The sequence below is a fragment of the Cutibacterium equinum genome (assembly GCF_028021195.1).
GTDB lineage: Bacteria > Actinomycetota > Actinomycetes > Propionibacteriales > Propionibacteriaceae > Cutibacterium > Cutibacterium equinum.
The window spans coordinates 95,123-118,581 of the sequence record NZ_CP115668.1; the positions used below are offsets into that span (position 1 = coordinate 95,123).

A 23,459-nucleotide genomic window follows, 5' to 3' on the forward strand; every position below is an offset into this window, starting at 1 on the left:
CCCTGGAAGGTATGCAGACGCAGCGAAACGTGGTGTCCCACGCCCTGCAACGCCGTCACACCCTGGAGGCGTTGCTCCGCCCCCAGGTCGACCTCAATGCCCCCACGGCATGTGACGCCGACCCCATGTTGGTGCGCGCCGCCATGCATCATGGAGAGCCCCTCGACCACGACTGCCCAGTCTGTGAGTCCCCGCGACTGGTTCTGCTGCGCCATGTCTTCGGCCACCAGCTGGGCCAGTACTCGGGACGTATCCGCACGCTTGACGAACTGGAGGAGATGGAGCACCAGTTCGGTGAGTTCCACGTCTACGAGGTTGAGGTTTGCCCCGACTGCCTGTGGAACCACATCCTCGTCGACTACGTCCTGGGGGATGGTCGACGCCGTCGCCCACCTCGCCATCAGCCGACCGTGGAGGACATTTATGGCTGATCACAAACCTGCCAAGCGGCCAGCTCGCCGAGCAGCCCCCGCGTCCAGGGGTGCCGCCCGGTCGGCTCGTCCCGCAGCCCGGCCCAAGCGAGGCCGTCACGGCAAGTTGAAGAAGTTCTTGTGGGGCCTGCTGGTGACGATCCTGTCGCTGGCGATCATCGCGGTCGTTGGTGTCTTCGTCGCCTATCAACGCACCGAGCTGCCCGACCCCAACCACGACTTCCAGACGAACACATCGTTCATCTATTACCGAGACGGCAGCCGGCTCGGCTCCTTCTCGGTACAGAACCGTCAGTCGATTCCGTATGAGTCGATGCCCGAGGACCTGCGCAATGCCGTCATCTCGGCCGAGAACCGCACCTTCTGGACAGACCCCGGCATCTCGGCCAAGGGCATGCTGCGCGCAGCGTGGACCATCGCTCGCGGTGGCGAGATGCAAGGTGGCTCGACGATCACCCAGCAGTACATCAAGGTGTTGTACCTGTCCCAGGAACGCACCATGAGCCGGAAGTTCAAGGAGCTCCTCCTCGCGGTCAAGATGGGGAAGGAGGTGTCCAAACAGGACATTCTTGCCGGCTACCTCAACACCATTTATTTCGGCCGCGGTGCCTATGGGGTTCAGGCTGCCGCGAAGGCGTTCTTCTACACCGACGCATCCAAGCTCACCTTGTCCCAGTCAGCAGTGCTCGCCTCGGTCCTCAACAGCCCGGCGAACTTCGACCCCAGCGGGGGAGTGGCCGCCCGAGAGAGGTTGCTGCAGCGTTACCGGTATGTCCTTGACGGCATGCTCGAGGCCGGCAATATCACCCAGGCCCAGCACGATGAGGCTTACCGTGAGCTGCCGAAGTTCCCGAAGGTTCCCGACTACAACCGGTGGGCCGGAACCGACGGCTACCTCATGAAGATGGTTCATGACGAACTCATCGCGAAGGGATTCTCAGACCAACAGATCAAGGGTGGCGGGCTCAAGGTGACGACCACTCTCGATCGCAAGGATCAGAAGGCAGCGGTGGCGGCCGGGCAGAAGTACAAGAAGATTGCAGGTCGCAACGCCGGCTCCAAGGGCGCCGAGAATCTTCATCCTGCCCTGGCCTCGGTCGACGTCAAGACTGGTGGTGTGTTGGCCATGTACGGCGGCGACGACTACATTTCCAACACCCGCAACTGGGCTCGCACCCCGCGACCAGCAGCGTCCACGTTCAAGACTTACGCGGTAATCGCGGGGATGCGCCACGGTTTCAGCCTGCGCTCCCGGTTGGAAGGCAACGCCTTCACGCCCGACGGCGACACGACCAAGGTCCGAAATGAGAACAACCGGAACTACGGCACCGTCAGTCTGCGTCGAGCCACCGCGAAGTCGATCAACACTGCTTTCGTCGACATGGTCTCGCGGATGAAGGACGGTCCGAAGGCTGTCGTCAAGGCCGCCAACGACGCCGGAGTTCCCAAGGGCACCGCATGGGATCTCAACAACCGAATCGCTCTGGGCACCGCCGAGGTGAGCCCGCTGGCCCAGGCTGGCGGCTATGCGACCATCGCCAATGATGGGAAGAAGGTTGCCCCTCACGTGGTGGACAAGGTGGTTGACCAGTCAGGCAAAACCGTCTACCACGCTCCTTCGCCGTCTCAGCGGGCTGTTGAGGCTGACATCAGCCACGACGTCACGTACGCCTTGCAGTCGGTGGTCGAGGAGGGCACCGGTCGACTCGTGGCCGACTTTGACCATCAGGTGGCTGGTAAGACCGGTACGTCCGGTGTCGGGGACACGGTGACAGCGGCCTGGTTCGTGGCCTATACCAAGCAGATCTCCACGGCCGTCATGTTCGTTGCAGGTGACAGCGGAAATGAGAACCTCGATCCTTACGCTCGCGAGGGGGCCAGTGGCTTCCACGGTGGTGATTACCCGGCGCGAACCTGGCTGGACTACATGAAGACGGCGATGAACGGGATGCCTCATAAGTCCTTCGCCGACCCGGAATGGGTGAATTTGTCGGGCAAACACTACGGTCAGACCGAGCGTCCGGAACTATCCGATGACGAGGATTCGTCGAAAACCCCCGACAATTCGAACTCCGATGATCCCGGGTCCCCGAATGAATCGTCGACCCCGACCCCCACGGTCTCGTCGACGCCGAGTTCCGAGCCCTCGTCGACTCCCGGTTCCAGGCCCTCGTCGACGGCCAGTCCCGAGCCTTCCAAGCCCTCTGCGGCGACGACCAAACCGACCCCTACCCGGCATCCAACCCGCACCATCAAACCGACGCACTCGGGCCGTCCGACTCCGCGAGATACGACGCGCGGCGGAGTCCGACCGGGCGTGGGCGAACACAATGGGTAGCCTGACCACGTGACCATCCCCGATCCGAAAGACGACGCCGTGGCTTCCGACAGCCATGCCATCGCACGCCCGAATGGCGGGTTCACAGGGTACGCACCTCGCCGTGTCCTTGACGCCCCGAGGCGATCCCGTGTGTCTCAGTTGGGGCTGGATCGCCGTATTGGTGGGCGCATGGGACATCATGCCTGGCCTCGTGGCCTGTTCTTCGACCCGGGCCCGTGGGCCATCATGAGCGCGATTGTGGTGTGGCTGCTCACCATCTACCGGGTCACGCCGTGTGTCCAGCATGTCGCGACCAAGGCCGTCGACCCGTACCAGCGGCAGTGCTACTCGGACATTCCGACGATCTATCGGTCCTCGGGAATGGGGCACGGGGGATCGCTGTTCTCGAACCCCAACATCGCCCAAGCACCTCTCGTCACCGCTCTCATGGCCTTGTGTCGCCGTGTCGTGTGGGCTTTCGGCGCGAAAGTCTCCCCGAAGGCCACGGACCAGCAGATTCTCGACGCGGCCAACGCGTACTGGGGGGTGGCCCAGGTTGTGCTCTTCGTGGCCTTCTTGGCCGTCGTCATCTCCGTCATGCTGCTGGGGCGCGGGTCGGACGCCAACATTTCCATCGACGAGGAGGGCCGTCCGACCCAGGCCCGACGCCGTTCCTGGGACGCCTTCTGGGTGGTGCTGTGCCCAGCGGTCTACCTGGCCGGTCTCATCGACTTCTCCATGGTGCCGGTCGCCCTGGCCACCACGTCGATGCTGGCCTGGGCCCGTCGTCGCCCGTGGTTGGCCGGGATCCTCATGGGTCTGGCCTGCGCGGGAAGTCTGCAGGCCGCGGTGGTGGCATTCGCCGTCCTGGTGTGTTGCCTGCGTGCCACCCGGCTGCCAGAGCTGGGGCGCTACCTGTTGTCGGGGTTCCTGGTGCTGGTGGCCTGTCACGTCCTTGCGGCCTGCCTGAGCCTGACGACCTGGTGGGCCTATGTGCGCTCGATCTTCTGGTCGGGCACCGGTCTGGGCACGATGTGGTACGTCATTCAGGACTCCTCGGGTGGGACGATCCCTGGGATCGGTTGGATTACCGGCGCCCTCACGGTGGGGGGTCTGCTCGGTCTGGCATGGCTGTCGATGACGGTCCCGAGGCGTCCGCGGATCGCCCAGGTGGCGTGTGTGGCCCTGTTGATTTTCTTCATCACCAACAAGGTGTACTCGCCACAGTGGGTGCTGCTGCTCGTCGCGCTGGCTGCCCTGGCCCGTCCCGATTTCCGAGACTGGGCCGTCCTCATGGTGGGGGAGTGCTTCTACTCGCTGGCCGTCTGGGCCCATCTCGGTGGGCTGTCCCTGCCGGGCGGTTCTGACGCCGACATCGTCTACTGGACCTCCATCGTGCTGCGTCTGGCCTGTGAGATCTGGTTCGCATGGGGGGTCCTCGATGACATCCGACGGCCATGGAATGACGTGGTGAGGGTGGATTATGCCGACGATCCCACCGGCGGTGTCCTGGACCACGCACCAGACCCCGCCCCTCAAGGCGATCTCGCCACGGAGGCCACTCGGTGACGCGCACCGCAGCAGCGAGGTCGACGCGAGTCGCGAAGTCATTCACCCCCGCCGATGACCGACACTTGGTGGCCCAGACATGGTTGGGCAGCCGAGGGATCCTGTGCATCGTCGCTGTGGTCGTCATGGCCGGGTATCACCGCACCTTCTCCCAAGTGACGGGTAACTGGGACGTCCAGCACTTCATGTCCATCGCCCGCAATGGGTACGCCGATCCCCTCGAAATGGCCTTCTTCCCCGGTCTTCCAGCACTACTCAGGGCCGGCAGCCTCATCGGTGTGCCGATGGAGGTCACCGGAGTCCTGCTCGGCCTGGTCGGATCGGCCTTGGCGGCGTGGGCGCTGTTTCGTATCGGCGGGACGGTTCCGGCGTGCTTGTGGCTGATTGCTCCCCCCGCAGTCTTCACTGTCGTCGGCTACACGGAGTCCCCGTTCTGCGCTGCCGCGTTCTGGTCCTGGGAGCGTGCTCGGGCCGGAAAATGGTGGCCGGCGTCGTTGCTTGCCGGATTGGCATGCACGTTCCGGGTGTCGGGGCTTTTCCTCGTCGGTGCCCTGGCTGTGTTGGCGGTTCTTGGCGACGGTGATCAGTCTCGCCCCACCAGCCAGGCCGCTCGACGCCGACGCATGACCGAGATCGTCAATCGACTCTCGACCCTGCTGGTGCCGGCTGCTGTCCTCGCGGCCTTCGTGGTGTGGTTGCATAGGTTGACAGGCTCGTGGACAGCGTGGACCCAGGCGCAGACCAACGGGTGGCAACGCGGTTTCACCACTCCGGTGGAGACCTTGAGAAATACTTTTCCTGCGACCCATCCCGAGACATGGAAAACTCCCTTCGGCGCCGATGCTGCCGGTGTGGCGACGATGTTTCGGCTTGAGCTGGTCTCGGTCGCCCTGGGCGTCCTCGTTTTCATCTACTGCCTGATCCGTCGTCGCTGGGCGTCGGCATCCTGGGTTGGTATCCAAGTCGTCGCCTTCTCGATCGGGCACTGGTACATGAGCGTCAACCGTGCCACCCTGTTATGGTTCCCACTCTTCGTCGCCCTGGCTGAGATTGCTCGTGGCCCGTCCAAACCGCCCGGTCTGGTGTTGCTGTGGCGCGGAATCATGGGCATCGTCGTCGTCGTTGATCTGGCCGTCATGGCGTGGTGGGGCTGGCGGTTCTTCACCGGGGGGTGGGCCAGTTGAGGCTCGAATACGTGCACAAGGTGTGGGCTCTGCCGACGCTTGAGAAGATCGTCGTGGTCGGCGTCGTGGTCGCATTGTTCGCGATGCAGCTCATTGACACCCGTCACGGGCTGTGGACCCCCTGGATAATCTCGATTCAGCTTGTCGGGTGCGCCATCGTGACTGTCTGTCTGGCCCCGGCAGCATGGCGACGACGTCATTCCATGAGTCGAATTGGCTGGATCTTCATCGTCGAGATCGCGACGATCATGGTGTGGGCCTTGGTCTCCTCGATGGTGTCCCCGAAGGCCCGCGTGTGGCGGACGACGGTGCCACGCATCCACCAGGTCATGCCACCTGTGACAGCTTTGGTCACCTTGATGGCCGCGTTGGCAACGGTGCTTGTCCTGTCTCGTCCTGCTCGGCGGTTGATGGCCCTCGGAGGGTCTGCTGCGGTGCTTCTCGGCGCTCTCGTGGACTGGCCGGTTCAGGCGTCCATCCACCACAGCCCCAGGCTGGCCAGCGCGATGGGGGGCTCGGCGGTTCTCCACGTCGCGATCATGTTGGCGGCTGGTGTCTTCTTCGACGCCTCGCGGGTGGCTCGCACCCGTCAGCGACGCCTTGCCCTGGCCACGGTGGGGTGTCTTGGCGTCGGCCTGACAATCGCCACCGGGTCGCGTGCTGCCCTCATCGTGCTGTTCATCTTCGGGGCTTGGACACTGGCAGCCTGGGGACGCCAGCATCCCCGGATCGTGGGTGGTCTGGCGGCGGCTGGAGCGGTGATGTTGGCCGTCCTCTTCATCTGTGTCCCCGATCTGCACCGTCTGACCACGTGGACCTCCCCGGCGCGTCTCCATGCAGCTGCGGTGGGGTGGAATGCGGTCTCCAGTTCCTGGACATACCTGCTTGTCGGGGTGGGGTCCGGCAGGGTCTTCCCGTGGTATTCCATCGAGGACAAGTTCATTGCGGCTCCGGGAGCCGGAATTATCGGAACTCCGTTCGGAGTTGCCCTCAATTCTGCCCACTCAAACTTCGTTGTGGTGCTCACGGAGTTGGGCGTCCTGATGTTCTTGGTGCTGTGTGCGGCTGTCGTCGTGGTGTGGGCCAATGCCTGGCATGACGTGCATCGTCGCTCGGCCTGGGCTGTGACGTCAATGGTTTTGGCTGCCACGACAGCCGCTTGGGTCTTTGACACCTATTTGCTGAAGAACTTCGCGCTCTCGACGTGGTGGTGGCTCATTGCTGGTTGTGTGCTGGCCTCTCACGGCTGCGATGGGGAACGAATTGGTCCGGTGGCAGCCTCGCTGGAAAACCCCGGCACTGGTGAGTCACGCAGCGGGAACGCAACCAGCGGTGAACCCGACACCAAGGATGCCGAGTAGGCAAGTGCCGTGGCGTGGTGAGCCGCCGCTCTATACCGAAACCTCCGGGCACAAACAATTCCCGGCACGAACAATTCCCGGCACACACAATTGGACACACGAGGTGGCGGTCGCCGGGAACCAGCAACCGCCACTCAGAGGTCGTCCAGACCTGCTCACTTCTTGCGAGCCAACACCACACCATCCAGGTGCGCGTGGCACATCGACAACAACTCGAGGTGGTCGCTGAGCTCGCGCCGCGAGGTCACTGCCTCGCCCACGACGACGACCGTCGAGGTGGTCCTGGATGCGACGGTGAGGGAGTCGGAGGCCTCGAACCCTGCCGACGCGTTGACGATCACGGTGTCGTAATGAGAACCCAACTCGTTCAACAGAGCCGTCAGCTTCTCGCCGCTCAGCAACTCGCCCCCATTGGCGGTGGCAGTTCCCGACGGGATGAAGTCGGCCTGGTCGGCCTTGCCTGTGACGAGGACCTCAGCGTCATCAGCGCGGCCGGCGAGCAGATCAGACAGGCCAGCAGTGGAACGGTCCAGGCCGCGTGCCTGTGTCGCGCTGCCCTGGGCCAGATCGGCGTCGACGAGCACCGTCTTCGTCCCGGTGCGGGCCAGGCTGTCGGCGACAGCTGCGGCGATCGCTCCAGCCTGGGTGCGCTGTGAGCTGGGGCACAGGGAGACCGTACGGATGCCGTCTCGTGACGGCATGAAGGAGATGTTGTGGGCCAGCGGAGTGATCTCTCCGGCCGTCGGGGCTGGCGAGACTCGGCCCAGAACCGAGGAATCGACGACCTCGGCGACGTCTTCAGGTGTGTGGATCTTGGTGCTGAGGATGGCCCGGACGAAGAGGTAGATGAGCCCGACAAGGATGCCGATGAGCACACCGACGACGGTGCTCTTGGCCAAGGAGTGTTCACTTCCCTGCACTGGAGAGGTTATCACGGTCGCCTTGGAGATGGACAGGATGGGCTTGTTGTTGCCGACCTTCGGCACCTGGGAGACGGCCTTTTCAAGGTGCGTGACCATGGTGTCGACGACCTTCTTGGTGTCGGCCTCGTTGTCCCCGGAGTAGATGATTTGCAGGAACATCGGGGAAGAGGTCACCTTGATTGCCTGCTCCAGTGTCTTTGAGGACACATACGGGTCCAGGCTGGCGCCGAGGGGCTCCAGCACTGCGGCCGAAGTGAGGTAGTCAGCGTAGGAGTCGATGAGATTGGTGGTGTATTCCGAGGCTGTCGACGGGTTTTGGAAGGTGTCGAAGGCCTCGGAGGTGAACAAGACGTCGGCCTCGGTCTCGTAGCTGGCATGGGACATGGCGTAGTGGCCGGCTCCGGCTGCGACGGCGACGATGACGGCGACAATCGCCGATGAGGCCAGGAAATGGCGCGCGTTCCGGAACACTGTACGTAGCTGCATCCAACGACCGATCTGTCAGGGGTGGAGGTGTGTATAGGCTGGAACAACCATATCCCGTAGGACAACCAAGGAGCATCAGCCATGCGACGATCCGGCACACATTGTCTGGCACGCGCGCGGCAGTGGCTCGCGCACCGGGTTCGTCATGGTCGCCTTTCTCAAGCAGATGGAGGGCGGCCGACCACCGGACGCCACGACAAGCCGCTGGTTGTGTTGGTGACCTCCCGGTTCCCTTACGGGTCTGCCGAGCAGTTCATTGTCGCGGAATTGCCTCACTGGGTGGGATGCGACATCGACATGGTCATCTTGCCGGAAAAGAACGACACGCCGAATATCCGCCCCCGTGATCTTCCCGACGGTGTCAGCCTCGACACCCGATTGCTGAGGAAGTGGGGCAGCAGGAAAGGGCGTGCGCTGTCAGTTCTCGATGCCCTGACATCGGTCATCTTCTGGCAAGAAGTTCGCGACCTCGCGCGTTTGGGTCGGCTGGACCGTTCTCGCCTCGGGTTCGCCCTACGGTCCTGCGCCCAGATCACCATGGTCCGACGCACCCTGACCGAACTGTCCAGAGAACACGGTGGGATCGATCTCGTCTACACCTACTGGCTGGCCGTCTCGACCGTCGGCGCAGCGCTGGCGAAGAAGCAGGGGGCGGTGCGCCACGTGGCATCGCGGGCCCACGGTAGTGACATCTACGAGGATCGTCACCCCCTGCACCATCATCCTGCGGTGCGTCGCATCGTTGACGAGGTCGACCTGCTGGCCCCGATTGCCGCCGATGGCGCCCAATTTTGTATCGATCGCTATGGATTTGATGACGACCATGTGATCGTCAGCCGGTTGGGTGTCGACATCCCCTCGCGCGACGAGTGGTGCCGGCCCAGCCCCGACGGCGTCTTCACCGTCTTCTCCGTCAGTACCATGACGCCTTTCAAACGGCTTTCCCTGCTCATTGACTCGCTGGCGGAACTGTCGGCGCGTTGCGGATCGACGACCCTGCGCTGGGTCCACGCAGGGCAAGGACCTCTCCACGACGAGCTTGCCGCCCAGGTTGCCGAGAAGCTCGAACCCCGTGGGGTCGAGGTGGAATGGCTGGGTCAGCTCGGACACGAGGAGCTCTTCGAGTGGTATCGGACCCACTCGGCCGACGTGTTGGTCAACACCAGTTCCTCTGAGGGCATCCCGGTGTCCATGATGGAGGCGATGGTGCGCGGTGTTCCGGTCATCGGTACCGATGTGGGCGGAGTTCGTGAGATCCTTCCTCCGGACTGGCTGATGGTCTCCGATCCGTCAGCCTCAGAGGTGGCTGAGTTCATCGCGGCGCGGATGGATGACGCCAAGTCCGACCGGACTCGTCAGGAGGTGGCCCGTTTGGTGTCCGAGAAGTACGACGCCGCCCGCAACTTCGACGTCTTCGTCGAACGAATGCTGACGGTGGCGCAGGCATGACGACGATGGCTCAGCGGGCTGGTCTCCCAAGCTCCCAGCCTTCCCGGGCCGCAGTGTGGTTCGTGAAGTTCCTCCTCATCCTGTTGCCGTTCGCCTCGGCGTGGGCGTCGACGACCACCATTGCCGGGTTGCCCCCGGTACGTCTGCTGGTTGTCGTCTTGGTCCTGGCAGCTCTGGCGGCGCGTCCCCGGGTCGAGATCGTCTCCCAGGTACTCATCGCCGTTGGCATGTTCTGGATCGCGATGGGCGTGTTCCTCATGAGGGATGCCGAGGGGTTCAAGGAGATTCTGGGAGTTCTCGTCGGCCTGTTGACGATGATTTCCGTGACCCTCGTCGGTCACGAGTTGTCATGGATCATCCTCATGTGCCGGGCGTGGCTTGGTGGCGTCATCATCGCGATCCTGCCCGGCCTGTATGAGATCGCCACGGGCACGCACATGCCGAACTACCGCTTGGGTGCCCCCGCCTATGTCCGTAAAACGGCAACCGACATTGCCTCCTTCATGGTCAACCCCAACCTCTTCGCCTACTTCCTCACGGCCGGCATGGTGGCGCTCATTGTTGGATGGCAGCTCGAGAAAGGCTGGCTGAGGTGGGCCTACTTCAGCGTCGCCCTCCTCGTGCCACCGGTGACCTGGTTCACCGGGTCTCGACTCTGCTTGGCGGCCTGTGTGGTGCTGTTGGCCTGGATGTGCGTGCGCTCCCGGGTCCTGACGATGATCGCAGCCATCGGGGCATGCGCGGGTGCCGTTGTCGTCATCGCTGCTGGGATGATTCCCCAGCTCATCGACGCCTACAACACCTTCATCGTCAACCTCAACTCGAACTCCGGTCAGACTCGTCTGCACCTGTACCAGAACGCTGGATGGATGTTCGTCAACACCAAGGGTGTCGGTATCGGACCGGGCCGCTACACGCAGGAGGTCGCTGGGGCGCCGTGGCGCACTTACGGTGCGATCGATCCGCACAACGGTTTCACCGAGGTCTTCGTCGGCTACGGCATGCTTGTCGGCGTCATCCTTGTCGCCCTGGCCCTCGCTGCCCTCATCGCAGCCATCCGCCGTGCTGGCGGACGCCCCGGCTACACCGAGACGGTCCTGCTGCAGGCGGTGGGTGTGAGCCTGTTGCTGTGCCCAGTGCTTGCCATGGCCAACAGTTCCTACCTCAAGGCCCCGGTCGTCTGGGCCCAGATGGCCACCATCGCGCTGTGGTGCCAGTACCTGCTCCGGCCCGACCTCATTGTGCACAGGTCTGCGCGGTACCAGATCGACGGCCAGCGACGCCTTCCGCGTCGGCGTCGGGTCCTGGCCCGCGCCATTTCTGCCGACCAGAAGTGAGTCCCCGCACATCTGAGAGCCGATATCCGGTGGCGTGTCAGGGGTGCTGGGAGTGGCCCTGTCAACACCGTGCTCCGGGCACGAGTAGGCTTGCCACGATGCAACCGGCATGAAAGGCGTCCCACATGGGTGAACCACGGATCATCGACACCGCCGATCTGGACGACGGTGTGACCATCGGCGACGGTTCGTCGATCTGGCACCTCTCCCAAGTCCGCAGTGAAGCCGTCCTCGGACGCAACGTCGTGGTGGGCCGTGGTGCCTACATCGGAGAGGGGGTCCACGTCGGCGACAACTGCAAGATCCAGAATTACGCGCTGGTCTACGAGCCCGCGAAGCTGGAGGACGGGGTCTTCATCGGCCCTGCGGTGGTTCTCACCAACGATCACTTCCCGCGCGCCATCAACCCCGACGGCTCCCTCAAGTCGGCTGACGACTGGGAGCAGGTGGGCGTGACATGCAAACGTGGCTGCGCCATTGGTGCCCGCTCGGTGTGCGTCGCCCCTGTCACCATCGGTGAATGGGCCACGGTGGCAGCCGGATCGGTCGTCACCAAGGACGTCCCGGCCTACGCCCTCGTAGCTGGCGTTCCGGCCCGGCGGATCAAGTGGGTGGGTCGTTCTGGCTTCCCGCTGGACCCCGACGGCGAGAACACCTGGATCGACTCGCGTACTGGAGACCGGTTCGTCGAGGATCCCGAGACCGACACGCTGACCCTCGTCAGCGAGGGCGAGCAGGCCTGAGGCCGTCGTCCCCATCCATGCCCTTCGTGGGTGCCACGGCGCCCACAAACCAGACATCCCGTACGAACAGTTAGGAGCTTTCAACGTGACAGCCCAGTTCATTCCTCCTGCCAAGCCGATCCTTGGTGACGACGAGCGCAAGGCCGTCGACGAGGTCATCGCCTCTGGCATGGTCGCCCAGGGTCCCCAGGTCCACGCCTTCGAGGAGGAGTTCTCCTCCCAGGTCGTCGATGGGGTCCACTGCGTGGCCGTCAACTCGGGCACCTCCGCCCTGCACATTGGTCTGCTGGCATCCGACATCGGTGCGGGCGACGAAGTCATCGTCCCCTCCTTCACCTTTGCCGCCACCGGCAACTCCGTCGCCCTGGCCGGGGCTACGCCGGTCTTCGCCGACGTCGACCCGGTGACCTTCAACCTGGACCCGGCCTCCATCGAAGCCTCCATCACCGACAAGACCGCCGCGATCATGCCGGTGCACCTCTACGGCCTTCCCGCAAACATGCCGGAGATTCTCAAGATCGCCGAGAAGCACGGCCTCAAGGTCTTCGAGGATTCCGCCCAGGCTCACGCCGCCAGCATCGACGGCAAGCACGTCGGTACCTTCGGTACTTTCGGCGCTTTCTCCTTCTACCCGACCAAGAACATGACCTCAGGTGAGGGCGGCATGATCACCACCTCCGATCCTCAGGTCGCTCGCAAGGCCGCCATGATTCGCAACCAGGGCATGGAGAAGCGCTACGCCAACGAGTACGTCGGTCTCAACAACCGCATGACCGACATTCACGCCTCCATCGGTCGCGTTCAGCTCACCAAGCTGGCCGGCTGGACGAAGACCCGTCAGGACAACGCGGCCTTCCTGTCGGAGAACATCACCGAGGTCGTCACCCCCGTCGTCCCGGAGGGTTACGTGCACGTGTACCACCAGTACACGATTCGTCTCGAAGGAGCCACCGGGCAGGAGCGCGACCGCTTCGTCACCGCCCTCAAGGAGGAGCATCAGGTTGGTTCGGGCGTCTACTACCCGATCCCGAACCACCGTCTGCCGTCGCTGGCCCCCTACGCCCCCGGCCTCGAGCTGCCGAACACCGAGAAGGTTGCCGCCGAGTGCGTGTCACTGCCGGTCCACCCCTCCCTGTCCCAGGCTGACCTCGAGCGCATCGTCGCCGGTGTCAACGCTTGTGCGAAGGCAGGTGCCTGATGGCGAATCTGCGCGCCGGCATGGTCGGCATCGGCTCGATGGGCAAGAACCACGTCCGCAACCTGCGCGCCATCGACGGCGTCGACCTGGTTGCGATTGCGGACGCCTCCGGCAAGGACCCGTTCGGGGTCGCCGGTGATCTGCCCATTCTTCCCGACGTCGACGCGGTCATCGAGGCTGGAGTCGACTACTGCGTCGTCGCCGCCCCGACCAAGTTCCACGAGGAGATCGGTCTCAAGCTGGCAGAAGCGGGGGTTCACGCCCTCATCGAGAAGCCACTGGCCTACGACACCGCCTCCGCCACCCGTCTGGCTGAGGCCTTCGAGAGCAAGGGTCTCATCGCCGCCGTCGGTCACATCGAGCGGTACAACCCGGCCCTGCAGTCGCTGCGCAAGCGTCTGGAGAACGGTGACCTCGGCGAGGTTTACCAGGTGGCCACCCGCCGTCAGGGCCCGTTCCCGGCTCGTATCGCTGACGTCGGCGTCGTCAAGGACCTCGCCAGCCACGACATCGACCTCACCGCATGGGTCACCCAGCGTGAGTTCGAGCTGGTTGCCGCCCGCAGCATCTTCAAGGCTGGCCGCGCCTACGAAGACATGGTTTCGGCGACCTGCCAGCTCTCCGGTGGGCTCATGAGCAACCACCTCGTCAACTGGCTGACCCCCTCCAAGGAGCGTCGCACCTTCGTGACCGGCGAGAAGGGCATGTTCGTCGCGGACACCCTGACCGCCGACCTCGCCTTCTACTCCAACGCCAAGGTTGCGACGGTGTGGGACGAGATCGCCAACTTCCGTGGTGTTGCCGAGGGTGACGTCACCAGATTCGCGATCCCCAAGCCTGAGCCGCTGCGCACCGAGCACGAGACCTTCCGTGACGCCGTGCTGGGCAAGGATTCCGACATCGTGACGATGGCCCAGGGCGCCAAGGTTGTCCAGGTCTGCGAGGCGATGATCACCTCCGCATCGACCGGGGAGTTCGTCAAGATCTCCTGACGCATCGCTCATGATCGGGCCGGGTCATCGAGGCCCGGCCCGATTGTGTTCCCCGATACCTTCGGTCTGGGTGCAGCAGCTGAGTCACCGGCGGCTTTGACGGTAGGGTGGCGGATATCTTTGGTCACCACGAATCCCCCAACGGCCCACGGGTCGTGACGTCATGGCGCTCGGCCGACCCCGCCCAACGGTTCAGCGGGGCGGCCGAGGTTGTTGTCGCATGCCTTTTTCTCACGTGTACCTATGTCACGGTCAGTCAGCCACTGTTCGGCAATGGCGCGTACCCGCTGATGCTCCCCCTCTTCGGGGTAGCTGCTGTGGTGCTGGAGGTGTTGTGCATCGTCAGGGATGCACGGGGGATACCCACGCCGCGTGAGTGGTCCGGTCCCCTCACCGTCGTGGTGGGCAGTTTCGTGGCGCTGTTGGCCTGGGCTGCGGCCTCGATCCCCCTCCATGACCATGTCGTCTACGACGATTCCATGGGGATCATCAGGGACGTGCCCCTCTATGCCCTCGTCGTGCCCCTTGCCGAGGCGACGATGACGATTCTCGTCGCGGTTTTCGCGTGCCGACTCATCGTGGTGGACAACCTCGAAGCAGCGTTGTGGCGACTGTCCATGCTGATGGCGGTCGCGAACCCCATTGGGCTGGTCAGCGAATCCGCGGCAGGTCATACGGTGGGATGGCGAGTCGCCACCAAGCTCGGTGGTGCCGCAGTCTTCCACGTGCTGCTGATCCTCGCGCTGGCCGTTGCCGTCGACGCCGTCATCGCTGACCGTCATCGGGTCATCTCCAGCCTGGCCGTCGTCAGCCATGTGGGCTGTCTGGCGCTGTCCGGGTCTCGTGCCGGGACCATCTGCCTGGCCCTGTTCGTCGTCGGTCTACTCGTCTTCGGACGCTCTCAGAGCACGAGAACGCGCAAGCAATGGGCCATCCTTGCGACCGCGGGTACAGCGGGGGCCGGAGTCGCCATCTGGCTCGTGTCGACGCTGCGGACGGGCTCCCTGGTGGACCCAGATCGTGCGAAGACCTGGGCCTTGGTGGGGCGTCTCGTCCTCACCTCACCGAGTCGTTTCCTGGCGGGAACCGGCTACGGGACCATCTGGCCGTGGTTCATCCTTGAGTCCACCTTCATGCCCGGGTCCTCCCACGGGATGCGCCAGACCCTGTACGGTCACAGCCTTCCGCACGCTCACAGCCTGGTCGCCCAGGTGATGGGGGAACTCGGGGTGATTGGTCTTGCCCTGCTGCTGGTCAGCCTGGGCACCGTCATCGCAGTGTGCGTCAAGGGGATTCGCGGGGATTACCGGGTGCTGTGCCTCGGAGTGCTCGCAACGTTCCCCGCCTTCCTGATGGACACATATCTCATCAAGAACTTCCCGGTCGCGCTGTTCTGGTGGTTCTTCACTCTGGTCGTGTGCCGACTCGTGACGACCGCTGAGAAGGATTCTCGCGAGGACGTGCGTTCCGACCGCTGATTTGTGCGGGAGATCGCGCGCCTCCCGTGGTTTTTCCTGGGGTGAGTAAACGGATGGTACGACTGCGTACTAGCCTGAATCCGTCGTCAACCCATATCAGTGACGATGACGTCGCCAGGTCATGGATGTCGATGCCGCGCCTGGGCAGGTTGGCTTTCCGGGGTGCCGGGGAGGTTGTGAACCCGCTACTCAGACGGACTCGTCATGCCCAGACCATGGGAAAGGAAAGAATCAGATGTCCGTCGAGCCATTGGATATAGATGCCGAAGGCGTCACCCCATCTGGAAAGGCGAGGGGGTTCAGACCCAGCACTTGGTGACCGGCCCCTCACGCGACGACACGTCATTCCTCGGACATCCTGGCGGACTGCCATGGATGCTCCAGGTTGAGATGTGGGAGCGATTCTCCTGGTTCGGGATGCGGGCCATCCTCGTCTACTTCATCACCGACACTCTTGTGAATGGCGGCCTCGGCCTACCGGTCAATGCCGGTCAGGTGGTGATGGCGTCCTACGGCGCCGCGGTGTTGCTCATGACGATCCCCGGCGGCATCTTCGCCGACCGGATCCTCGGTCCGTGGGTCTCCACCCTCTGGGGCGGGCTCATCATCATGACCGGCCACGTCATCCTGGCCATACCTCAGGTGGTGACCTCGTGGATCGGCCTCATCTGTATCGCCATCGGTACCGGCTTCATCAAGCCGAATCTGTCGACGGTCGTCGGTGGCCTCTATGACGAGGGCGATCCGCGTCGCGACCAGGGCTTCCTGTACTTCTACATGTCGATCAACATCGGCTCCCTCATCGCCCCGCTCGTCACCGGCCTGCTCAAGGACCACTACGGGTACCACGTCGGATTCATCGCGGCAGCCATCGGTATGGCCCTGGCCCTCGTGGCCTTCTTCCACGGTCGTTCCAAGCTGCGCGACTTCGCCTTCGACATTCCCAATCCGCTCGCCCCGGGTGAGGGACGCCGCATGGTCCTCAGGACCCTGGGAATCATCGCGATCGGTGCTGTACTCGTCATCGGGTTCAAGGCCCTGCTGGGAGAGTGGACCTCGGCTATCGCCTACTCGCTGTTCACCTTCGCCACCGTGACGGCTCTGGGGTACTTCCTGACGATGTTCCGCTCCCCGAAGGTCACTGAGCGGGAGCGTGGTCACCTGTGGGCCTTCGTCCCGTTGTGGGTGGGGCAGGTGCTCTTCGTCATGATCTTCGAGCAGGCAGCCGGAAAGATGGCCACCTTCGCCAAGGACAACACCAACGGTCACATCGCTGGTTCCGTTCTCCTCAAGCCCGAGCAGTACCAGATGATCAACCCGGCAGCCGTGCTCATCCTTGCCGGTCTGTTGGGCATGTGGTTCCGGAAGCGGGAGGGGAAGTTCCCCAACACCCCGTAGAAGTTCGCGATCTCGGTGTTCATCATCGGGCTGACGGCTCTCATGATGGGATTCGGGTTCCAGATCTGGCCAGGCGGGGACAAGCTCGCGCCGTGGTGGTTCCTGGCCGTCGTCTTCGTCATCCAGACCGTCGCCGAGCTGTTCATGAACCCGATTGGCCTCTCGACGGCCACCAAGCTGGCCCCGAAGAAGTTCGCCTCCCAGAACATGACCCTGTGGTTGCTGGCGGCGGCCTGCGGCCAGGGCCTGGCGTCGGTGACAATCGAGCGAACCAAGAATCTCGGTGACGTGGTGTTCTACTACGGCCTGGGCATCGTGACGATCGTTGTCGCGGTGGTGCTCTTCGCCATCGCCCCGTGGACGCAGTCGAAGATGGAGGACGTCGATCAGGCGCCCCAGGACGAGGCCGGGGTCACCCCGGAATCTGAAGGTCACTGATCCGTCGGTGGGGGCGGGCCCATCGGGGGCACTCATAAGGTAACGGGCGGGCCCCATGTCGTGTGTGGTAATCGGGGTGCTGATGGCTCCTGGTGCCATTCCCGGTGGCAGTCGGCCTCGTCAGCAACCGATCTTCCACCAGTGTCGCGGCCCGTTGTGAAAATCCAGCCGTGGGTGTCGAAGACACGGCGAGGGCCGCTGCCATCGTGACAGCGGCCCTCGTGGTCGGGATCAGGCGTCGAGGTCGGACTCGATGAGATCAGCGATGGTGTTGACATCATCCTCGTTGTCACCGGAGACCGTGACCGCATCGCCGGCGCCAGCACCGAGGGTCATGATGAGCAGCACGGATTTGGCGTCGACCGGCTCGCCTCCCTCGGTGGCCAGGGTGACGGTGGAGCCGAGTTTGGCAGCCTCCTGGGAGATGACGGCGGCGGGACGTGCGTGGAGGCCGACGGAGGATCCGACCTTGACGATTCTGCTGGCCATGATGGTGTTCCTTTCCGAGTTGTGTGGTTCGGCGTGGTTCGGTGTGGTTCGGTGTGGTGATGTCAGGCGGTGGCCTCGGCCTTGCGCTTGGCTGAGGCTTTGAGGATGGTCACGAGCAAGGCTGCCACGATGGTGCCGACGACGATGGCCAGAATGAATGCCCAGACCCGGTCGATGGCGAAGAAGACGAAGATCCCGCCGTGGGGAGCCTTGGATGCCGCCCCCAGCGCCATCGACAGGGCGCCAGTGACCGCTCCGCCGACCATCATCGAGGGGATGACACGCAACGGGTCAGCAGCGGCGAAGGGGATGGCCCCCTCAGAGATGAAGGAAGCCCCCAGCAGCCAAGCAGCGGTGCCGTTGTCACGCTCGGCCGGCTGGTAAAGCTTGGGCCGCAGGGTCGTCGACAGGGCCATGGCCAGGGGTGGAACCATCCCGGCCGCCATCACGGCAGCCATCACTTTGAGGGATCCAACATTGGTGACGGCAAGGTTGGTCGTCGCGAAGAGGTAAGCAGCCTTGTTGATGGGCCCACCCAGATCGGAACACATCATGAGACCCAGGACGATCCCGAGAATGACAGCCGATGCTCCGCTCATACCGCCCAGCCAATGATTGAGAGCGCTGGTGAGGGCAGCCAGCGGACGGCCAAGGACCACGTACATCAGGCCGCCGGCTATGAGGGATCCGACGAGCGGGATGATGACGACCGGCATGAGGCCACGCAGCCAACGTGGCGGGTTGAGGCGGGTAAACCAGTAGGCAACGAGGCCGCCGAGTAGACCGCCGACAATGGCTCCAATGAATCCTGCCCCGGTGACTCCCGCGACGGCACCAGCCACGAAGCCGGGTGCAATGCCCGGTCGATCAGCCAGACCGAAACCGATGTAGCCGGCCAGCGCGGGCAGCAGGAACCCGAAAGCCGCCTGACCGACGGCGAAGAGGACTGCGCCGATGTAGGTCATGGTGGCCGACCCTCCCAGGGCATGGGCGGTGGGTGCCGGAAGGTTGTTGAAGGTGTTGTGGAGGGCGATGGTCATGCCGTCCTTGGCGATCTCGTACCCGCCGAAGAGGAATCCCAGGGCGATCAGCAGACCACCTGCGGCGACGAACGGGATCATGTACGACACACCCGTCATGAGGGCCTGCTGTATGCGCTTTCCCCAGCCGATCTGGGAACCGGCCTGCTCGGTCTGCTGAGCCTCCCCGTTGCCCGCTGGGACGCGGTGGGCATGGGGATTCGTGGCCGCTGCGACGGCCTCGGCGACCATTTTTTCGGGCTCGTTGACGGCGCGTTTCACCCCGGACTCGATGACCGGCTTGCCGGCGAAACGCTCCCGGCCCTTGACACCGACGTCAGTCGCGAAGATGACGGCGTCAGCAGCCTCGATGTCGGCCGCACTGAGGGGAGCGGTGGCGGTGGAACCTTGGGGCTCGACCTTGACGTCAACCCCCATCTCCTTACCGGCGGCCGTCAGGTAGTCAGCGGCCATGTAGGTGTGGGCAATGCCGGTCGGACAAGCCGTGATGGCGACGATGTGGGTGACGGGAGGCTGCCCGGGAGGCTTCTGCGCGATGGCGGTTGCCGGTGCGGCTGAGTCTTCCTTGGGCTCGACGACCCCGCCGATGAGGTCAACGACGGTTTGGGCATCAGGGGCCTGGCGCAGTTGATCAACGAACTCGGGCTTGACGAGGGCTCGGGCCAACTTCGTGAGGAGCTTCATGTGGTCGGCGCCGCCGTTTTCGGAGGCGGCAATCATGAAGACGAGGTCGGCGGGGCCGTCAGGTCCGTCGAACTCAACCGCAGGGGACAGGCGGGCGAACCCGAGCGAGGGCTGGGTCACCGCGGCGGACCGGCAGTGGGGGATCGCGAATCCGCCGGGCATGCCGGTCGGGCTCGTGGACTCGCGCTCCAGGGCGTCATGGGCCAGACCGTCGGCGTCGGCGCGCCCGGCCTGAGCGATGATTCCGGCGACCGAGGTGATGACCTCGGTCTTGGTCGAGCCCAGGTCAGCGTCGAGGGATACCAGTTCTGGGGTGATGAGAGGGGCGTTCATCGGTTCTCCGATCTCACAGGTGGGCGAGGCTGACGTGGACGGCGTCGGCCTGGGATGGGGTTGGCATGGTCGACCCCGGGAGGGCTGCGGCAGCCGTGCCCCAGGCGACGGCGGTGCGCAGACAGTTCTCGGGCTGGTCTCCGCGAGTTCGGGCCAGCAGGAATCCGGCCAAGGAAGAGTCCCCGGCGCCGACGGTCGACTTCACCATGATTGGGTCGGGCCAGGCGTGCCAGGCGTCCGTTTCGGTGATGAGCAGGGCGCCCGCACCACCGAGAGTCACCAGCACCTCCGTGATGCCGTGCAGGCGTCGGGCGGCAGCGACGACATCGTCGAAGTGACCCCGTTCGGCGGCGGTCTCCAAGGCTTCGCCGTCGATCCCGCAGAGCTGGCCAAGTTCCACGGAGTTGGGCTTGACAAGGTCGGGAGCTGACTCGGGAAGTTCTGCAGACAGCTCTTGCAGGGGCTCGTCCGAGGTGTCGACGGCGACCTTGACGTCGGTTTCGTGCAGGCGACGGGTCATGGTGGCGTACCAGTTTGAGGGAACGCCGGGGGGCAGGGAACCGGACAGGACGACCCACTCGGCGCCGGTTGACCTCTCGAGGATGACTTCCTCGATGGCGGTCAATTCGTCGGGCGTGAGTACGGCTCCTGGCTCATTGATCTTGGTTGTGGTGCCGTCGGGTTCGGTGATGGTGAGGTTGGTCCTCGTCGGCGCGCAGATTGGGACGGCGACGTGCGGCAGCTTGTCCGTGGCGAGGCCGGTGACCAGTCGGTCCTTGGCTCCCGCCGGTATGACCGCGCAGGTGTCGACCCCGGCCCCCCACAACACTCGGGAGATGTTGACCCCTTTGCCGGCAGGGACCTCAGTGGCGTTGCCGAGTCGGTTCACCTGGCCGCGCCGCAGCGGCCCGGGTAAGGATGCAGTGCGGTCGATGCTCGGGTTAAGCGTGACAGTGACGATCACGGGGGACTCCTTCGTCGCATCTCCCAACAGCCCCTCGGGGATGAGTAACCCTTCAATGTTGGGATGTGTGACACGGTAGTCCATAAACACAGACGTAGCAACAGGAAAACACGAAAACCGACATTTGCGGTTGCGGGTGTGCCGGGGCGCCCGGAGTGGTGGTGTTCCCAGCCGGCCAGGAAGCGGGTCGTGGTGTGGTAATCGGTCGTATGAATGGGGATGCTGCCACCTGGGGTGGCGCGTGCCAACATCAGCAACTCAAACACCACGCCCGGTGCGGGTATGCGTCGGGGCGAACCGAGAGGAGAAGGTTTGCGGGTGTTCCGAGAGGAGGGCTGCCGGTGCCCTAGGGGGAGGCGAGCTGAGGGCGGGCCGACAGGACGGGGATGCCGGGGGCCCAGGAATGGCCCGGTGACCTCAGGCGATGACGATCTCGACGCCGGACTTCTGCAGCATCTCAACCTGGCGCGGGGTTATGCCGGAATCGGTGATAATGACGTCCACGTCGCCCAACTCGGCAAACCGCATCGTTGACTCTGCCCCCATCTTTCGGGAGTCGGCCAACACGACGACGTGGTGGGCACTTGCGATCATCGCCGCTTTGGTAGCGACCTCGTCGGAATCAGGGGTGGACAGGCCTTGTTCCGAAGAGATGCCGTTGGTGCCCATGAAGGCGACGTCAACGCGCAGCCGCGAAATGGCGTCGACATTTCCGACGGTGGCCTGGGTCGTTGGGCGTAGTCTCCCTCCCAACAGGTGCACGTCGCAGGAGCTGTGAGTGGCCATTGTGCTGGCGATGGGCGATGAGTTCGTGAAAACGGTGAAGTGCCTTGTGGGGGGCATGATTGCAGCGAGGCGACCGGTCGTCGATCCAGCGTCGAGGATGATTGATCCGTTGTCGGCAGGCAAGTGGGACAACGCCGCCCTGGCGATCTGTTCCTTCTGGCTCACCGCTGAGGAATCACGGGTGTCAAGAGGCTGATCGCCCAACAGGTCGAACTCGATCGGAATGGCGCCACCATGGACACGTCGGAGCATCTTCTGGCTGCACAGGTGATCGAGGTCGCGGCGAATGGTCTCGGGAACGACCCCGAGGGCGGCGGACGCATGAGACACCGACACTCGGCCAGTTTCACGGGCGGTGTCGATGAGCCACTTGTGTCTCTCGGCGGGATACACCGGCCCTCCTCAATGAAAGCTCCCCAGTGCCAACTGGCTAAAATACCTAGTCACACAGATGATGCGGGCATGACTGCGATGGCGGGAGCATAACACGAACTCGTTGCGGTGGTCGGCCCGGATACACTGGCGGGGTATCCGCGAATCCCAAGGAGTTCAGGAATGAAAATTGCCGTCGTCGCCATGGGCAAGATCGGGCTTCCCCTGGCCGTGCAGTTCGCCGAGAAGGGTCACGACGTCATCGGCGTCGACGTGCAGCAGCGCGTCGTGGACGAGATCAACAAGGGTAACGAGCCCTTCCCCGGTGAGGCCTACCTCGACGAGAAGCTGAAGAAGCTCGTCCCGGCTGGCAAGCTCACCGCCACCACCGACTACTCCAAGGCGATTCCTGGCGCCGACGCGATCGTCCTCGTCGTCCCGCTGTTCGTCAACGATGAGACGTGGGAGCCGGACTTCGGCTGGATGGAGTCCGCAACCAAGTCGCTGGCCGAGCACCTCACCCCCGGCACCCTCATCTCTTACGAGACCACCCTGCCGGTCGGTACCACCCGCAACCGGTGGAAGCCGATGATCGAGGAGATCTCCGGCCTGACCGAGGGCAAGGACTTCCACCTCGTCTTCTCACCCGAGCGCGTCCTCACCGGCCGCGTCTTCGCCGACCTGCGTCGCTACCCGAAGCTGGTCGGTGGTCTGAGCGACGAGGGCACCGCCAAGGGCATCGAGTTCTACCAGCAGGTCCTCGACTTCGACGACCGTGACGACCTGCCGCGCGCCAACGGCGTGTGGGACATGGGCACCGCTGAGGCTGCCGAGATGGCCAAGCTCGCCGAGACCACCTACCGTGACGTCAACATCGGCCTGGCCAACCAGTTCGGCAAGTACGCTGCCGCCAACGGGATCGACGTCTACAAGGTCATCGACGCCTGTAACTCGCAGCCCTACTCCCACATCCACCGTCCGGGCATTGCCGTCGGCGGCCACTGCATCCCGGTTTACCCGCGCCTCTACCTGTGGACCGACCCGGACGCCACCATTGTCCGTACCGCCCGCGAGGCCAATATGACGATGCCGCAGTACTGCGTCGACCAGGCCGCCTCGGTGCTGGGTGACCTGTCCGGCAAGAAGGTCGTCGTCCTCGGCGCCTCCTACCGTGGCAAGGTCAAGGAGACCGCCTTCTCCGGGGTGTTCCCGACCGTCGAGATCCTGGCCAAGGCCGGTGCCGACGTCAGCGTCCACGACCCGATGTTCACCGACGAGGAGCTCGTCAAGTTCGGCTTCAAGGCCTACCACGTGGGCGACCCCGTCGACGGAGCCCTCCTGCAAGCCGATCACCCCGAGTACGCCGAATTGACCCCGGCCGATCTGCCGGGCATCAAGGTTCTCGTTGACGGCCGCCACGTTGTCGACCCGGCCAAGTGGGACGGCGTCGAGGTTGTCGTCGTCGGTGACGGGGAGGCCTGAGT

17 protein-coding genes and 1 pseudogene are annotated in these 23,459 nt (G+C 64.1%); 13 read left to right on the forward strand and 5 right to left on the reverse strand.

The genetic code is table 11. The features are described 5' to 3' along the window. Window positions 1-11 precede the first annotated feature (11 nt). The 5 genes from O6R08_RS00400 (at window position 12) to O6R08_RS00420 (ending at window position 6,865) form a co-directional block, all read left to right on the forward strand. On the forward strand, window positions 12-431 hold the full coding sequence (locus O6R08_RS00400; protein WP_271419131.1) for a DUF5318 family protein: 420 nt from the start codon (window positions 12-14) through the stop codon (window positions 429-431). Continuing rightward, window positions 424-2,769 (forward strand): transglycosylase domain-containing protein, encoded by a 2,346-nt coding sequence (locus O6R08_RS00405; RefSeq protein ID WP_271418248.1) that lies wholly within the window; start codon window positions 424-426, stop codon window positions 2,767-2,769. Before O6R08_RS00400 ends, O6R08_RS00405 begins: the two co-directional genes overlap by 8 nt. Window positions 2,770-2,940: 171 nt before the next feature. After that, the gene (locus tag O6R08_RS00410; RefSeq protein ID WP_271419132.1) at window positions 2,941-4,320 is read left to right on the forward strand and encodes a hypothetical protein; all 1,380 of its coding nucleotides are present in this window, start codon (window positions 2,941-2,943) and stop codon (window positions 4,318-4,320) included. Next, the gene (locus tag O6R08_RS00415) at window positions 4,317-5,504 is read left to right on the forward strand and encodes a glycosyltransferase family protein (protein ID WP_271418249.1); all 1,188 of its coding nucleotides are present in this window, start codon (window positions 4,317-4,319) and stop codon (window positions 5,502-5,504) included. The genes O6R08_RS00410 and O6R08_RS00415 overlap by 4 nt, the downstream gene beginning before the upstream one ends. Window positions 5,505-5,515: 11 nt before the next feature. Beyond that, window positions 5,516-6,865 carry a hypothetical protein gene (locus tag O6R08_RS00420; protein ID WP_271418250.1) on the forward strand — a complete coding sequence of 450 codons (1,350 nt, stop codon included), beginning with the start codon at window positions 5,516-5,518 and terminating at the stop codon, window positions 6,863-6,865. 155 nt (window positions 6,866-7,020) lie between these two features. Here O6R08_RS00420 and O6R08_RS00425 read toward each other — a convergent pair whose 3' ends face one another. Next, complete coding sequence (locus O6R08_RS00425) at window positions 7,021-8,259, reverse strand: tyrosine-protein kinase family protein (RefSeq protein ID WP_271418251.1); 1,239 nt, start codon at window positions 8,257-8,259, stop codon at window positions 7,021-7,023. Window positions 8,260-8,490: 231 nt separating this feature from the next. On the opposite strand from O6R08_RS00425, the gene O6R08_RS00430 reads away from it, so the two are divergent. From O6R08_RS00430 to O6R08_RS00460, 7 genes and pseudogenes are all read left to right on the forward strand, one after another. After that, on the forward strand, window positions 8,491-9,723 hold the full coding sequence (locus O6R08_RS00430) for a glycosyltransferase (RefSeq protein ID WP_271418252.1): 1,233 nt from the start codon (window positions 8,491-8,493) through the stop codon (window positions 9,721-9,723). Further along, the gene (locus O6R08_RS00435; protein WP_271418253.1) at window positions 9,720-11,060 is read left to right on the forward strand and encodes an O-antigen ligase family protein; all 1,341 of its coding nucleotides are present in this window, start codon (window positions 9,720-9,722) and stop codon (window positions 11,058-11,060) included. The genes O6R08_RS00430 and O6R08_RS00435 overlap by 4 nt, the downstream gene beginning before the upstream one ends. A gap of 125 nt (window positions 11,061-11,185) precedes the next feature. Next, window positions 11,186-11,803: an acyltransferase gene (locus tag O6R08_RS00440; protein ID WP_271418254.1), complete on the forward strand. Its 618-nt coding sequence runs from the start codon at window positions 11,186-11,188 to the stop codon at window positions 11,801-11,803. Window positions 11,804-11,888: 85 nt separating this feature from the next. Beyond that, window positions 11,889-13,001: a DegT/DnrJ/EryC1/StrS family aminotransferase gene (locus O6R08_RS00445; protein ID WP_271418255.1), complete on the forward strand. Its 1,113-nt coding sequence runs from the start codon at window positions 11,889-11,891 to the stop codon at window positions 12,999-13,001. Then, window positions 13,001-13,993: a Gfo/Idh/MocA family protein gene (locus O6R08_RS00450; protein ID WP_271418256.1), complete on the forward strand. Its 993-nt coding sequence runs from the start codon at window positions 13,001-13,003 to the stop codon at window positions 13,991-13,993. The genes O6R08_RS00445 and O6R08_RS00450 overlap by 1 nt, the downstream gene beginning before the upstream one ends. Window positions 13,994-14,100: 107 nt before the next feature. Beyond that, entirely contained in the window at window positions 14,101-15,471 is a 1,371-nt protein-coding gene (locus tag O6R08_RS00455; RefSeq protein WP_271418257.1) for an O-antigen ligase family protein, read from the forward strand. A gap of 235 nt (window positions 15,472-15,706) precedes the next feature. Continuing rightward, window positions 15,707-17,307: pseudogene (locus O6R08_RS00460) on the forward strand (peptide MFS transporter). A 231-nt stretch (window positions 17,308-17,538) separates the two neighbouring features. On the opposite strand, the gene O6R08_RS00465 reads toward O6R08_RS00460, so the two are convergent. From O6R08_RS00465 to O6R08_RS00480, 4 genes are all read right to left on the reverse strand, one after another. Further along, entirely contained in the window at window positions 17,539-17,796 is a 258-nt protein-coding gene (locus O6R08_RS00465; protein ID WP_271418258.1) for an HPr family phosphocarrier protein, read from the reverse strand. Window positions 17,797-17,858: 62 nt separating this feature from the next. Continuing rightward, a complete protein-coding gene (locus tag O6R08_RS00470; protein WP_271418259.1) occupies window positions 17,859-19,853 on the reverse strand; it encodes a PTS fructose transporter subunit IIABC in 1,995 nt (664 codons plus the stop codon). Window positions 19,854-19,866: 13 nt separating this feature from the next. After that, window positions 19,867-20,817: a 1-phosphofructokinase family hexose kinase gene (locus O6R08_RS00475; protein WP_271418260.1), complete on the reverse strand. Its 951-nt coding sequence runs from the start codon at window positions 20,815-20,817 to the stop codon at window positions 19,867-19,869. A 417-nt stretch (window positions 20,818-21,234) separates the two neighbouring features. Further along, window positions 21,235-21,996: a DeoR/GlpR family DNA-binding transcription regulator gene (locus O6R08_RS00480; protein WP_271418261.1), complete on the reverse strand. Its 762-nt coding sequence runs from the start codon at window positions 21,994-21,996 to the stop codon at window positions 21,235-21,237. 162 nt (window positions 21,997-22,158) lie between these two features. Here O6R08_RS00480 and O6R08_RS00485 point away from each other — a divergent pair, with 162 nt between their 5' ends. Continuing rightward, window positions 22,159-23,457, forward strand: coding sequence for a nucleotide sugar dehydrogenase (locus tag O6R08_RS00485; protein WP_271418262.1), 1,299 nt, complete (start codon window positions 22,159-22,161; stop codon window positions 23,455-23,457). Window positions 23,458-23,459: the final 2 nt, after the last annotated feature.